Annotated in this window: 12 protein-coding genes; 6 read left to right on the top strand and 6 right to left on the bottom strand. The window is 57.6% G+C overall.

What is annotated here, in order from left to right:
• The first annotated feature begins 283 nt into the window (after positions 1–283).
• From DESU86_RS01360 to DESU86_RS01340, 5 genes are all read left to right on the top strand, one after another.
• Positions 284–457: a hypothetical protein gene (locus DESU86_RS01360; RefSeq protein WP_179979404.1), complete on the top strand. Its 174-nt coding sequence runs from the start codon at positions 284–286 to the stop codon at positions 455–457.
• A 1,426-nt stretch (positions 458–1,883) separates the two neighbouring features.
• Positions 1,884–3,326: a putative sulfate exporter family transporter gene (locus tag DESU86_RS01355; RefSeq protein WP_179981669.1), complete on the top strand. Its 1,443-nt coding sequence runs from the start codon at positions 1,884–1,886 to the stop codon at positions 3,324–3,326.
• A gap of 17 nt (positions 3,327–3,343) precedes the next feature.
• A complete protein-coding gene (locus DESU86_RS01350) occupies positions 3,344–3,508 on the top strand; it encodes a bacteriocin-type signal sequence (RefSeq protein ID WP_179979403.1) in 165 nt (54 codons plus the stop codon).
• 75 nt (positions 3,509–3,583) lie between these two features.
• Positions 3,584–3,814: a hypothetical protein gene (locus tag DESU86_RS01345; protein WP_179979402.1), complete on the top strand. Its 231-nt coding sequence runs from the start codon at positions 3,584–3,586 to the stop codon at positions 3,812–3,814.
• On the top strand, positions 3,811–4,251 hold the full coding sequence (locus DESU86_RS01340; protein ID WP_179979401.1) for a DUF523 domain-containing protein: 441 nt from the start codon (positions 3,811–3,813) through the stop codon (positions 4,249–4,251). Before DESU86_RS01345 ends, DESU86_RS01340 begins: the two co-directional genes overlap by 4 nt.
• Positions 4,252–4,384: 133 nt before the next feature.
• On the opposite strand, the gene DESU86_RS01335 is transcribed toward DESU86_RS01340, so the two are convergent.
• From DESU86_RS01335 to DESU86_RS01325, 3 genes are all read right to left on the bottom strand, one after another.
• Positions 4,385–4,870, bottom strand: coding sequence for a HyaD/HybD family hydrogenase maturation endopeptidase (locus DESU86_RS01335; RefSeq protein ID WP_179979400.1), 486 nt, complete (start codon positions 4,868–4,870; stop codon positions 4,385–4,387).
• A 76-nt stretch (positions 4,871–4,946) separates the two neighbouring features.
• Complete coding sequence (locus tag DESU86_RS01330; protein ID WP_179979399.1) at positions 4,947–6,623, bottom strand: nickel-dependent hydrogenase large subunit; 1,677 nt, start codon at positions 6,621–6,623, stop codon at positions 4,947–4,949.
• A gap of 11 nt (positions 6,624–6,634) precedes the next feature.
• Positions 6,635–7,591, bottom strand: a complete 957-nt coding sequence (locus DESU86_RS01325; protein ID WP_179979398.1) for a hydrogenase small subunit — start codon at positions 7,589–7,591, stop codon at positions 6,635–6,637.
• Positions 7,592–8,204: 613 nt separating this feature from the next.
• On the opposite strand from DESU86_RS01325, the gene DESU86_RS01320 reads away from it, so the two are divergent.
• Entirely contained in the window at positions 8,205–9,470 is a 1,266-nt protein-coding gene (locus DESU86_RS01320; RefSeq protein WP_179979397.1) for an O-acetylhomoserine aminocarboxypropyltransferase/cysteine synthase family protein, read from the top strand.
• Positions 9,471–9,890: 420 nt separating this feature from the next.
• Here DESU86_RS01320 and DESU86_RS01315 read toward each other — a convergent pair whose 3' ends face one another.
• From DESU86_RS01315 to DESU86_RS01305, 3 genes are all read right to left on the bottom strand, one after another.
• Positions 9,891–10,733: a D-alanyl-D-alanine carboxypeptidase family protein gene (locus DESU86_RS01315; protein ID WP_232088216.1), complete on the bottom strand. Its 843-nt coding sequence runs from the start codon at positions 10,731–10,733 to the stop codon at positions 9,891–9,893.
• Between the two features lie 112 nt (positions 10,734–10,845).
• Entirely contained in the window at positions 10,846–11,952 is a 1,107-nt protein-coding gene (locus tag DESU86_RS01310; RefSeq protein WP_179979396.1) for an AI-2E family transporter, read from the bottom strand.
• A gap of 144 nt (positions 11,953–12,096) precedes the next feature.
• Complete coding sequence (locus DESU86_RS01305) at positions 12,097–13,212, bottom strand: glycosyltransferase family 2 protein (RefSeq protein WP_179979395.1); 1,116 nt, start codon at positions 13,210–13,212, stop codon at positions 12,097–12,099.
• Positions 13,213–13,266: the final 54 nt, after the last annotated feature.

The raw sequence follows: 13,266 nt of genomic DNA, 5'->3' as shown, positions 1-13,266 counted from the left end.
TATATCAGTATGTTGTGTGCCTGATTTGCCCGTGGGAATTTTTTTCCGACCTGCGGTGCGAAAATTTTGACGCTCTGGAACGGAAAACATGCGTCAAATGGGCAGACTTTGACTGTTGCCATGACAGCCCTTCTTCAGCGCAGTCGCGCGACATGGCTGCGGCGGCAAGGTATCATGGTTCGGGGCGTTGCGGGCGCATGACCCGGCCGGGCGTCAGGTGCGGGCCAGTCCGGCCGTGGTGGTGCGCAGACCGGACAGCAGGAAGCCGTGTATTCAGATAACCGTGCGGCCAGATAGCGGGCGGCGGCATGGCCTTGGCGGGTTTCGCCGCGCACCGGGCGTGCGGGCGGGGGCCTGCGAAGGCCATGACCGCAACAGCCATCTCAGTCTATACTATAATAGATATGCCTATCAGAACGGAGAAAAGGGCATCTGCGTCACTGACGCTCTGGTGTAGCGCCGCCGTGGCATTATGCCATTTGCAAAGCATCCACGCGGTCAGGGGTTCAGGCTGCGTGCCTAGCGGTGGGGCTGCCTGTCCGTACCCGTCTGCTGACATCCAGTTGCTGGCGCTGTGGAGCACGGCTGAACGGGGCGCAACACGGCTTGTTCCATTTGTTCCACACGATCTCTGCCGCCAGGGGCAAGTCTCACAGGCCCGTCTGCAACTGTCGTAACTATCGTAACTGTCATAACTATCGTAACTGCGGCATGCGTAACTGCGGCATGCGTAACTGCGGCATGCGTGACTACGGCATACGAACTGCGGTATGCGTGGCTGCGATGCGTGATGATCCGGCTTGATCCAGTAGCTCTTCTACGTCTTCCCCATCCACAGCGGCAATGCACTCGAGCGAACAGGCAGCGCGCCTGGCGAACTGGCAAAGCGCCTGGGCACAGCATCGGCCGCCTGGACAACACGCCATTATCTGTGTGGTTAGCTCTGTTTTACTTGTGAAATTGTTTCTCAGGCAGCCCACCAGTCTGCCAGCACCGCAGTCATTCAGCCCGCCGTGCAGCAAGGCGCGAGCGTTTCTTCGCATACGGCGGCAACATCGCGCAATGCTTCACAATGGCAAGCCCGTCGTGAACAGTGGCGCCGTCGTTACAGGCGGCACAGTATTCACGGCGCCCACAGGAAGCGTACCCAGAGTTTGTACATAAATTGATTTTAAAACATGTAGTTAGGCTGCATGCATGCTTTTGTTTCATGTGTGCGCTGTTTGCTGGCGAAAACAACTGGCTGTAATTCTTGTACAAGAGCGATACGTGCAGACGGGCGCGTCTGTGCAGACAAATTTCGCAAGAAACGGGGAATTTCCGGGGGTACCGCTGGTTGCGTTTGCCAGGTTGCATGCAAAAAAATGAGTAGCAGGCGACTTTGCTGTTTTGTAACAGCGAAAGACAGCTTTGATCATGAACTCTCCAATAAAATAGACTCGGCAGGTATTGTTTGATGTGCTCCAATGTCCATATGTCCCTTTTTGCGCGTAAGGCGCAATTTTGCGACATTCTGTTCGGGTTTTTTTATGTCTGCAAATGGATTGGATAATTGTCGCAACTTTGGAAAATACACATTGTTGCCTGCAAAATGACAGTTGCACAAAGTCGAAACGCATGGAGATTCAGTTATAAGTACGCATTGTTAAACTTTGAACTTGTGCTTGACAATCGTGACCAGTCGGGTAACTTTACCCACGGTGTCACAGGTTTTTTTTAAGGCGACACCTTTTGGTATTGGTATTCCTCATCAGATGCTACGGCAAATTTTGCCTTTTTTGCGCGATAGTGCCAGTTGGTACAAGCTCGCGAAAGGGCATTAGGTATCGGTGGGGGAGGTGTGTCAGTGATTATTTGCATCATTCGCATGGAGGACTATGGGTATGGCATCACCAAAGGCAGCATTTAACGAAGATAAAGTAGCTCTGCTTATAGGCTGCCTCGTCTTCGTTTTAGCGCTCGGAAAAATGGTTGGCCTGGACATTATGGGCTGGGTCGTAGGCGTTGGCATGTGGGTTGACAACCCGCTTAACGCCTGGAAGGCCGCAACCTGGAAGTGGCTGCCCGGTTGGGCCTCACTGCTGGTAAGCTATGCGGTTATTACCGCTCTGATGGCTATGGGCATCAAGCTTATCAAGGGCAATGTGGCCAACTTCGTGCGTGGCTTCACCATCATTTTCTTTATCGCCATCGCTTGCTACACGCTTGGGGCCAATGCCTACATCGCGGCCAACCCCACGCAGCTCGCCAAACTGGGCATTCCCTGGGCGCTGGGCCTCAGCACTGAGGCTGGCCTTATCGTGGCTCTTGTGGTGGGTATTCTGGTGGGCAACATTACCCCCCAGTTTGCCGAGAGCCTGCGCGAAGCCTGCCGCCCCGAACTTTTCGTTAAAATCGCCATCGTCATCATGGGCGCCGAACTGGGCGTGAAAGCCGCTGATGCCGCCGGTTTTGCCGGTCACATCATTTTCCGCGGTCTTTGCGCCATTGTTGAAGCGTATCTGCTTTACTGGTGCGTTGTTTACTACGTCGCCCGCAGATACTTCAAGTTCAATAAAGAGTGGGCCGCTCCTCTTGCCTCCGGCATCTCCATCTGCGGCGTTTCCGCTGCCATCGCCACGGGCGGCGCCATCCGCGCCCGGCCTGTGGTGCCCATCATGGTTTCTTCGCTGGTCGTGGTGTTCACCTGCATTGAAATGCTCGTGCTGCCTTTCGTGGCGCAGCACTTCCTTTCCAGCGAGCCTCTGGTGGCTGGCGCCTGGATGGGCCTTGCCGTCAAGTCTGACGGCGGCGCCATCGCCAGCGGCGCCATCACCGAATCCCTCATTCTCGCCAAGATGGCCGGTCAGGGCATCAACTGGGAACCGGGCTGGATCGTGATGGTTACCACCACCGTCAAAATCTTCATTGACGTGTTCATCGGCGTGTGGGCCCTGGTGCTCGCTTACGTGTGGACCGCCAAGTTCGACAAGACGCGCGGCGAACGCACCATGACCTGGGGCGACGTTATGGACCGCTTCCCCCGCTTCGTGCTGGGGTACATCGCCACCTTCCTGATCCTGTTGCTCATGTGCCTGTCCTCGCCCGAACTGCACAAGCTCGGCAAGGGGCTGTCCGGCACCATCAACGGATTCCGCGTGCTGTTCTTCCTCATGACCTTCTTCACCATTGGTGTTGTGTCCAACTTCCGCAAACTGCGTGAAGAGGGCATCGGTCGTCTGGCTGTTGTGTATGTGGTGTGCCTGTTCGGCTTCATCATCTGGGTGGGCCTGTTCATTTCCTACGCCTTCTTCCACGGCATGACCCCGCCTGTTATCGGCGGCTAGCATATACGGAGTGAGATATGGAAAATAGCAATGAAGTAAAACTCCATGAAGAAATTGAAAAAATGGAGTATGAACCCCTGGACCCCGTGGAAATGAAGCTCATCAAGGGCGGCGTGGGTCTTGGCATCTTTCTGCTGGTGGTTCTGTTCATTATCAGCAAGTTTGTAATGACCACGCACTAGGCACGGCCATCGCGTAATACTAACACACCGGGAAGAGCCAGCTCTTCCCGGTGTTCGCGTTAATAAGGATCTGCTATGCCGCGCTATCATCTGCGCTTTATGAAGGGCCCCAACTACACGCTGAATCTCGAATATGAAGCTGTGGTAGAAGCGCCTTCCTTTGAACAGGCACTGGCCCCGCATACTGACTGGCCCATAACTGAAAGTTACGACCACGCCACGGCCACTGCCTGGAATCCTGGCACCTGCGTGTATTATCAGGAAATGTGGGAAGCTGCGCTCTTGCCGGAAAACACGCCGGAATGACGCGGCCACGCTATATTGTCAGCGCCTGCCTGGCTGGTATTGCCTGCCGGTATGATGGCCGCGCCAACACGTGTGCCGCTGTTGTGCAGCTGGTGGCGGAGGGCAGGGCGGTTGCGGCCTGTCCCGAGTGCCTTGGCGGGTTGCCGACCCCTCGCACGCCGTGCGAGATCGTGCACGGCAAGGTTTTGAGCAAGGAAGGGCATGATGTGACCCGGCTTTTTCAGCTTGGGGCGCAGGCGGCCACCGACCTTGCCATGCAAGAGGGCTGTACTGCGGCCATACTGAAAAGCCGTTCGCCTTCCTGCGGGTTTGGACAGGTGTATGACGGTACTTTCAGCAAATGTCTGTGTGCAGGGGACGGCATCTGGGCGGCGCAATTGCGTCAGGCGGGATTTGACCTGTTCAGCGAAGAGTGCTTGCCGGAAGGGCAAGGGTAGGCAACGGAATCCAGAACTTGTGCATGTGCATCAGCGTGCCAGGCTGGTGACTGCACAACGTTTTTTTTTGAATAAAAGCCCGGATCAGCGCAGTGCCGCCGGTCCGGGCTTTTTTATTACAATTGGTTTGTCGTCAGATTTTTTCAGCGCAAATGCCCTGAAGAGCCAACTCCGCTACAACTTTTTCACAAAATTCCGGCAGCTTGGCTTGAAGTTCGGCAGTGAGGTTCAAGTCCATAGTTTTGTAGTCGTAAGGCTGTATGCCGAAAACCACAGCGCTGGGCCGATGGCCTGCCAGTTCGCAGGTCACAAGGGTGTCCAGCAGGTCAGTCTGGTGCATCGAGTCCCTGAAGCTCAGACTCTGCCGCAAATTTTCGCCTTCAAGCCTGTAGATGGTGCCTGGCTCCTTGGGACCGAGCACGACATCCAGCACGACCAGAACATCGCAGTCCATGAGCTCGCTCATGAGCATGAGTCCCTGCGTGCCGCCATCCATAAGGGTCACGTTGTCAGGCCAGCGATAGTGCTCTTCAAGATATGCTGCAGCGCGTACGCCGAAGCCTTCGTCGGTCAACAGGATATTGCCTACCCCAAGGATAAGCACGTTCTGATCGCTCATGTGTCAGCTCGTTTGCTTGAAGAGAAAAAGGGCGGGGGATTTGGCCCCCGCCCTTTTGCGTCATGCGTATTGTATCTTACAAGACCTTGAATTCATTGACTTCGTTGGTTTCGCCGTCAATGACGTGCACCGAACAGGCGATGCAGGGGTCGAAGGAGTGGATGGTGCGCAGAATTTCCACAGGGCGCTTGGGGTCGGCCACAGGCGTTCCCACAAGAGCTGCTTCGGCGGCGCTGGGCACGTCCTTGTCATCCCGCGGTCCCAGGTTCCAGGTGGTGGGCACCACAAGCTGGAAGTTGTCGATCTTGCTGTCCTTGATGGTCATCCAATGCGACAGACCGCCACGGGGCGCGTCCACAAAGCCCACGCCACGACCGGAGACCGGCACGGTGTAGTTTTCAACGATCTGCTTGTCCTTGCCGATGTTGTTTTCGTACTCGTTGAGCCAGTTTTCCATCTGCTGCGCGATAACCAGGGTCTGGATGCCGCGGGCGGCGGTACGGCCAAGGGTGGAGAACAGGGCTTCGGGGCCCACGTTCAGCTTGCCGAGCACGGCGTCAATGGTGGGCTTGATGGTCTTGTGGTTGTGACCATAGGCCACGAGCATCTGGGCAAGGGGGCCGGTTTCCACGGCATGGTTGTCGTAGCGCGGGGCCTTGTTCCAGGAGTACTTGGCCTTGTCGCCCATGAAGGTGAAGTGCGGATTGGTCTCACCGTTATAGGGCTCACGGGCCTGGCCTTCGTACCAGCTGTGCTTGACCTGCTCGTTGATCTTGTTGGGATCAAAGGGCTGCACGGAACCGACCTTGCGGTCATAGATGACGCCGGGCTTGTACCAGCGGCTGTTGAGGTCGCGTTCGCCGCCGACAGCGGGGAATTCGCCGAAAGCCATGAAGTTGCTGGTGCCGCCGATGCTGGCCCAATCCTTGTAGTAGCTGGCCACAAGCAGCAGGTCGGGAATGTACACTTCTTCAATGAATGCACGGGACTTGGCGTAAATGTCGCGGAATTCCTTGATGCGTTTGGGGGTCAGGGCATCGTAGCAGGTCACGCCGCCAGCCACAGTGAACTGGGTGTGCGGGTTTTTGGCGCCGAAAACGGCCATACCCTTGGCCACTTCAACCTGCGCGCGCAGAGCTTGCAGATAGTGGGCCGTGCATACGAGGTTGGCTTCGGGGTCCATGTAATAGCCCTGATGCCCGCCAAGGAAGTAGGCGTTGGTGAAGGGGCCGAGCTGGCCGCTGTTCACGAAGGTCTTCAGTTTGGCCTGCACGGCGGCAAAGTCTTCAGCAGTGGCCTTGCGGGGCGAAATGGAAGAAGCCAGCTTGGCGGCCTTGGCCGGGTCGGCCTGAAGAGCGTTGGCTACATCCACAAAGTCCAGGGCATGCAGGTGATAGAAATGCACCAGATGGTCATGCAGGAACTGGTTGGCAAGCACGAGGTTGCGGATATAGGTGGCGTTGGCCGGAATGGGCTTGTTGATGGCGTCTTCAAGGCAGCGCGTGGAGGCCAGGGCGTGGGTGTAGGTACAGACGCCACAGGTGCGCTGGGTGAAATGCTGCGCGTCGCGCGGATCGCGTCCCTTGAGGATGGTTTCAAGACCGCGAAAAAGGGTGGCGCTGCTGCGGGCTTCCTTGATCTTGCCGCCTTCAACTTCAACTTCAATGCGCAGATGCCCTTCGATACGGGTCAACGGGTCCACAACAATGGGGCCAGTGTAGCTGCTCTGGGGCGTTTTGGTGACTTGGCTCATTTTTTATCCCCTTAGTTCTGGTAGAACGGCGTCATATCGTCCCAGAAATTGGGCTCGCTGCAACCAATGCAGGGGTGCCCCGCGCCAACAGGCCAGTTGGTCTCGTTGAAAAGAACCTTGGGACAGTTGTTGTAGGTCTGCGGGCCCTTGCAGCCCACATCGTACAGGCACCAGCCCTTGCGTGCTTCTTCCGAGTTGAAGGAAGGCGCAAATTCGCCAGCGTCAAAGTGTTTGCGGCGTTCGCAAAGGTCATGCACGGTCTGGCCGAAGAACATGACGGGACGGCCCACTTCATCAAGCTCGATCTTCTGCCCCTTCAGGAAGGCCACGAGGGCGCCAACCATGTTGATGGGGTTGGGAGGACAGCCAGGCACGTTGATGGCCTTGATGCCGATGTTGCCGTAGCAGTCGTTGACGCCCTTGGCGCCGGTGGGATTGGGCTTGGCGGCCTGGATGCCGCCGTAACAGGCACAGGTGCCCACGCTGACCACAGCCTTGGCTTTGGGCAGAATGTCCTTGCAGATGTCATACATGGTGTGGCCGGCAATGTAGCCGTACTTGCCGTCCATGCCAGTGGGAATGGCCCCTTCGACAATACAGACAAAACCTTCGGGGCTGTTGACGGCGGCATGAAGCGCTTCTTCAGCGGCTTCACCGGCGGCGGCCATAATGGTTTCGTGGTAGTCGAGAGAAATGGTGTCGAGAATGAGAGTATCAATGAAGGGTTGATAGGTGCGCAGCAGCGCTTCAGAACAGCCCGTGCATTCTGCGCCGTGCAGATAGACCACCGAGGGACGACGCCCGGTAAGGGCGGCTGCCACCTCGGAGGCGAAAGCCGGGCCCATGCCCATGGCTACGGCCACCGCTGTGCAGAATTTCATGAAATCGCGGCGGCTGATGCCCTGGCGCTCCAAACGCTCCAAACGCTCTTCTCCGCCTTCTTTGCCCAGACCCACGGCAATACGCATAATAGCCTCCTGGCAAGAGTGAATGAACAACTGCGGTGCAGTCCCCCTGCCACCGGGGCCTGCTGTGCGGCGCGAAAAAAATCACGCCGTTCCGTGTCAGGACAGCGGCGTAGCAACGTCCGGCTCAAGGCCGTGCGCCCGGCGGCGCTGTCAGTGTATAAATCAGGAATAAACTTGATGCGGGAGACCGTTGACCTTGGCATGTGCGACATTCATGCCCCTCATGTTTTCGCACGATCAACTGGCCGTCATTTGCAAAAAATTATACGCCGTAACCTGTGCGCGGTCAATAGGGTTGTGGTTTTTTGCGTGCGCATGAACCGGGCGACAGCCATGTGAAATATGGTGGGATTTTCTCCCATGCCGCAGCCTGAAAGCGCTTGCGGGCAGATGCCCTTCATTGTTGGCGCCAATAAAAATTTGACCTGCGCACAGGACGCAACAGATATCATATACAGAAGAACAGAAAATTGTTGGTTCAACAGATAAACGGCGCAGCGATCCTGCAAAAAGTGCGGTTGCCAGCAGCAAGGGCTTGCGCTATTTTTCGAAACCGTGTGGCCTCAGGCCCAGGTAAAACACCTTCTTTACCACCGCATACTTCGAGGATGGCATGAAAACGGAATCCCTTTGTCTGCACGCAGGGTATGAGCCCAAAAACGGCGAACCCCGCGTTGTACCCATAGCACAGAGCACCACATTCAGGTACGAATCCACGGCGGCCGTCGCGAGACTTTTTGATCTTGAGGACGCGGGCTTTTTCTATACCCGCCTTGGCAACCCCACCGTGGACGCGGTGGAACGCAAAATCGCGGCTCTTGAAGGCGGGGTGGGCGCGCTGTGCACGTCATCCGGCCAGGCCGCCAGCATGCTCTCCCTGCTCAACGTCGCGCAAAGCGGCGACCATGTGGTCAGCGCGTCCAGCATCTACGGGGGAACCTTCAATCTTTTTGCCGTCACGCTGAAAAAACTGGGCATCGAGGTCACCTTTGTGGACCAGAACGCCTCGGACGCGGAGCTTGAAAAGGCTTTCCGGCCCAATACCCGTGCGGTTTTTGGCGAAACACTGACCAACCCGTCCATGGACGTGCTGGACATTGAGCGCTTCGCGCGGCTGGCGCATAGCCATCGCCTGCCCCTGATCATCGACAGCACCTTTGCCACGCCCATTTTGTGCCGTCCCTTTGAGTACGGCGCGGACATTGTTGTGCATTCCACAACAAAGTATATGGATGGACATGCCCTGCAGATGGGCGGCGTTATCGTGGACAGCGGCAATTTCGACTGGACCAGCGGCAAGTTCCCCGAATTTACCGAGCCAGACCCCTCGTATCACGGGCTTGTGTATACCAAAACCTTTGGAAAAGCTGCCTATATCGTCAAGGCCCGGGTGCAGCTCATGCGCGACATGGGATGCTGCCAGAGCCCGCAGGGTGCTTTTTACATCAATCAGGGGCTTGAAACCCTGCCGCTGCGTATGGAAAGGCACTGCCGCAATGCCGAAAAGGTGGCTGTCTTTCTTCAGGAGCACGGCAAGGTGGAATCGGTCGGGTATCCGCGCCTGCCGGGCAACGCCAACAAGGCGCTGGCCGACAAGTATCTGCCCGACGGGTGCAGCGGCGTCATTTCCTTTGCGCTCAAGGGCGGGCGGGATGCTGGCGCGCGTTTTATCGACAGCCTGAAGATGATTTCTCTTGAAGTGCATGTGGCGGACATCCGTAGCTGCGTACTGCATCCGGCCAGTTCCACGCACCGCCAGCTGACCGACGAACAGTTGCGCGATGCTGGCATAGCCCCCGGCACCATCCGCCTGTCTGTGGGACTTGAGCATGTGGACGACATCCTCGCCGACCTTGCCCAGGCTCTGGAACAGGCGTAGCGCTCCAAAGCCGCAAACAGGCTTTGCCAGCAGGCATCCTTGAAGTTTGAAAGACGTCGACGTTGTTTTGGAAGCACTGATTAAAGAGCCTCCTGGAAATGTGCTGGTATTTCGTTTGGCGGCGTTGCTTCACTTTTTTTGAAACAGTCGAGGACGGAAGAGTCCACTCCCGCTTCAAAAAAAGATCGCGCCTTGCCAAACGAAATAAATCAGCGTTTCCTTTACCTGCGCTGACAGCGCCCATGCCTTCACGGCAAAAGCCTGTTCATGCAGTCGTCAGAGTCATTGCGTTTTGAAACGGCTCTTGGCGCTTGGGCAGAGTAACGCTGAAAAAGTGTAAATGCTCAACTGTGGTGTTTGCCAAAAAGTAAAGGCGGCGGAAGAAATTCCGCCGCCTTTTATGGTGATGTGGGGTCTGCGTCAGCGCCTTCTTTTGCCCGAGAAGATTTGCTGAACCTTTTGGGGGGAGGTGGGATACCGGAATCCGACCTCAATGAGCCTGCGCGCCGCGTTGTCGCGTCCCACTCTGCTGGTGCCGCCCATAACCACGGCCAGCATGCGGGTTTTCCCCCTCTGGGCCGTCACGATAAGGTTGTAGCCCGAGGCCACGGTCCATCCGGTTTTGAGCCCGTTGACCCCTGGAACCTGCCCAAGCAAAGCATTGGTATTGCGCGTCATTCTGCCTCGGTAGGTGAACAGGGGCACGTTGTGATAGCGCAGGGCCGATGGATGCGCGCGCAGATAGGCGCGCGCCATGGTGGACATGTCCCTGGCGGTGGTTTTTTGCCCGGCGGCGGGCAGACCTGTGGGATTTTTGAATGTGGTGCGCTGCATGCCGACGGCCTTGGCTTTCTCGTTCATGGCCCGGACAAACTGGCGCTCATTGCCGCCCACACGGCGGCTCACGGCCGTGGCCGCGTCATTGCCCGAAACAACGGCCATGCCGGTAAGCAGTTGCGACAGCGGCACCCGTTCGCCTGCGCGCAGATACATGGATGAACCGCCAACAGAGGCCATTTCAGGCGTAATCCTGATTTTTTCCTCAACCTTGATCTTCCCGGCCCGTATTTGATCCATGGCGAGGAACATGCTCATGACCTTGGTGAGCGACGCTGGCGGTATGGCCATGTCCGCATTTTTGGCATAGAGCACCGCGCCCGTGTCCATATTGATGAGTATGGCGGCCCGGACGGGCATGGCCGCCAGAGATCGGCAGGGCAGGGCGCAGAGCAAAATGAGGCAGACCAGAACTGCGCTGGTCATGCGTAAGAAGCTGCGTCGCTGCGTGGCGGAGCTATACCCACCGTCGTCTGTAATATGCCTGATGTCCCGGCGAAGCGTGGCGGCAATCGTGGGGATGGCGCAAGAGTCTGTTTTAAACATTATACCTGTATGCGCGGTTGGCTTCCTCCACCGCCTGCATGGCAAAAGCCAGCAACACAGGGCCGACGATAAGTCCCACTGGCCCAAAGCTGGAAAGTCCGCAGAGGATGGAGATAATCAGTACAAAAAACGGGGCCTTGATGCCCTGCCGCAAAAACAGCGGGCGCAGTACGTTGTCTACGCCAGCAACAGCCAGTAAGCCCCACAGCGCCAGGGCGATGGCGGCCATGGTCTTGCCTGTGAACCAGAGTGAAATGCAAAGGGGAACCCACACCAGCGCTGTGCCCACCATGGGGATGGGAGCCACAAGGGTGGCAAGCAATCCCCAGAACGCGGGCTGGTTGACGCCAGCCACGGCAAAGGCGACGCCGCACATAAGCCCCTGGGCAAGAGCCACCAGAACAATGCCGAGCATGATGCCGCGCAAGGCTCTGTGAATGGCGGCAATAAAGCGCCGGAGCAGGGGCTGGGAAATGTGGAATACCCTGCCGGTAATCTTGCGGATGTGGCGGGAATAGACCGTGAAGATCACAGTCAGGCTTATGAAAAGAAAGCTGGTCCAGAGCACGGTCATGGTGCCGCCCAGAAAATCCACCCCGCGCGACAGCAGTACGCTCATGGCGCTGTCAAAAAAACTGTCCAGTTTCAGGAGCAGGTCGTTGAAAATACGCTCCAGGCGGGGGTGTTCCGTCAGGCCTTGCCGCCACTCCTGTATGTAGGCCACCCATTCCAGCGGCAGCTGAAAGTTGTTGGCCTGCAGTTCACGCAGGCGCGTAAACCCGGCCGCCGCCTGGGGCGACACCAGAAGCACCAGCACGGCCACAGGCACCACAAGTGACGCCACCAGCATGCTGATATATGCGTAAAGCGGCGTGGAGTGCGAAAGGGCAAGCAGGGTGCGGCGTTTGCGGGAGTCTGGCGTGTTTCTCTCAATCTGCATGCGCCAGTACCGCGCTTTTTGGCGAAGTCTGTGGTACTGCGGCAGGGTCAGGCAGGACAGGCAGGCAGCCATGAAAATCGTGACGGGATTGTGCATCAACAACAGATAGCAGGCCAGTACAGCTAGCAGATAGAGCAAACGGGGCAGTGTCTGTGTCATGCAATAAGCCTTGAGTTGCGTGCGCCATGGCGGATATGGCCGAAAACTGGCCAAGCGGCGTAAGCCTAGCAAATAGATGTGGGGTCTGCCAAGCTTTCTGTGCTGTGAAGAGTGAGGTTTGCTGTCCTGATCTGCCGTTATGGCTCAGAGTACGGGTATGACAAGGTCGGTTGGCTCAAAGTGCGCGCGCAGTGTTTGCGCCATGATGGAGGGCGGCACCGCCGTCCGGGCAAAGGCTTCGCGCCACGCGGCGTGTACCTGCTCGCCGTCAGTGAAATCATTTATGCCGGGACAGATACACTGGCCGAGAGTGCGGATGCCCCGAGTCAGTTCTGCAGCCTCGCCGGACAATCCGCAGGCGAGGGCGCAGGCCTGGAGCATGTGGCACTGCTCCGCCAGCCCCGGCTGGTGGGCAGAATCCTTGCTCTTCAGGGCCAGCGCCAAGGTGTGTTCGGCTTCCTCAAGCAGCTGGCGCACATTATCGGCATGGTGCTGCATTGGGTTTGAGGCGCAGGTGAGCGCTCCCGCAAGATGCGCCACGGCGGCGGCGAACAGCCCTTCCGGGGGCAGGCCGTCGGCCTGGCGCAAATGGCGGCCTATGGCAAGGTGCACGCGCATGTCTGTGCGCTGCCCGCCCACGGTTTGCGCAAGACCTTCCTGCCGGTGGACGTATACGGCCATGCCTTCTGTATTGCAGGTAAAGCGAAAGCCGGCCTGACCGCACTGGAACCAGAAAAACCAGTCCTCGCAGGCGGGAAGGGGGGTGAACCGCAGGCTGGCGAACACGGCGCGCCTGCACATGAAGGTGTGAACAGGCGAAACATTGGAATGCCACAGATGCAGAGGGTATTGGCCGAGGCGCAGGGGCCAGAAGTGGCCTTCGTCCTTTCCTTCCACGTAGTTGAGGCACAGGCACACGCTGATGTCCGCATCGTGGCGGGCAAGGGCTTCGATTCCCGAATGCAGACAGCCCCGGCACAGAAGGTCGTCCGCATCAAGAAATGCAATGTAGTCGCCCGTGGCGGCATCAATGCCCGTATTGCGGGCTGCAGTCAGCCCGGCATGGTCTTGCGTGATGCAACGCGCCAGAGGAAAGCGGGAACACACAAAATCGGCAGTTCCGTCCGTGGAGCCGTCATCCACCACAATGACTTCCACCTCAAGGCTTTTTTCTCTCTGTCTTTCAAGGCTGGACAGTGCGCGAGCCACGTGGGCACGGCTGTTGTAGGCGGGGATGATCACTGAAACAAGCGGCGGCATGGTTGGGCTCCGGGCGGTGCACTGGCATAATTTGAGGGAACGCTGATTTATTAC

Source organism: Desulfovibrio sp. 86 (assembly GCF_902702915.1).
Lineage (GTDB): Bacteria > Desulfobacterota > Desulfovibrionia > Desulfovibrionales > Desulfovibrionaceae > Desulfovibrio.
The sequence above is the reverse complement of the archived record's forward strand: the minus strand, read 5'-3'. Positions and strand labels throughout refer to the sequence as shown.

Bases quoted from the DNA above. Each gene is read 5' to 3' on its own strand.
- DESU86_RS01355 (WP_179981669.1), top strand. From the start codon at position 1,884: ATGGCATCACCAAAGGCAGCATTTAACGAAGATAAAGTAGCTCTGCTT.
- DESU86_RS01350 (WP_179979403.1), top strand. From the start codon at position 3,344: ATGGAAAATAGCAATGAAGTAAAACTCCATGAAGAAATTGAAAAAATG.
- DESU86_RS01345 (WP_179979402.1), top strand. From the start codon at position 3,584: ATGCCGCGCTATCATCTGCGCTTTATGAAGGGCCCCAACTACACGCTG.
- DESU86_RS01340 (WP_179979401.1), top strand. From the start codon at position 3,811: ATGACGCGGCCACGCTATATTGTCAGCGCCTGCCTGGCTGGTATTGCC.
- DESU86_RS01335 (WP_179979400.1), bottom strand. From the start codon at position 4,870: ATGAGCGATCAGAACGTGCTTATCCTTGGGGTAGGCAATATCCTGTTG.
- DESU86_RS01330 (WP_179979399.1), bottom strand. From the start codon at position 6,623: ATGAGCCAAGTCACCAAAACGCCCCAGAGCAGCTACACTGGCCCCATT.
- DESU86_RS01325 (WP_179979398.1), bottom strand. From the start codon at position 7,591: ATGCGTATTGCCGTGGGTCTGGGCAAAGAAGGCGGAGAAGAGCGTTTG.
- DESU86_RS01320 (WP_179979397.1), top strand. From the start codon at position 8,205: ATGAAAACGGAATCCCTTTGTCTGCACGCAGGGTATGAGCCCAAAAAC.
- DESU86_RS01315 (WP_232088216.1), bottom strand. From the start codon at position 10,733: ATGACCAGCGCAGTTCTGGTCTGCCTCATTTTGCTCTGCGCCCTGCCC.
- DESU86_RS01310 (WP_179979396.1), bottom strand. From the start codon at position 11,952: ATGACACAGACACTGCCCCGTTTGCTCTATCTGCTAGCTGTACTGGCC.
- DESU86_RS01305 (WP_179979395.1), bottom strand. From the start codon at position 13,212: ATGCCGCCGCTTGTTTCAGTGATCATCCCCGCCTACAACAGCCGTGCC.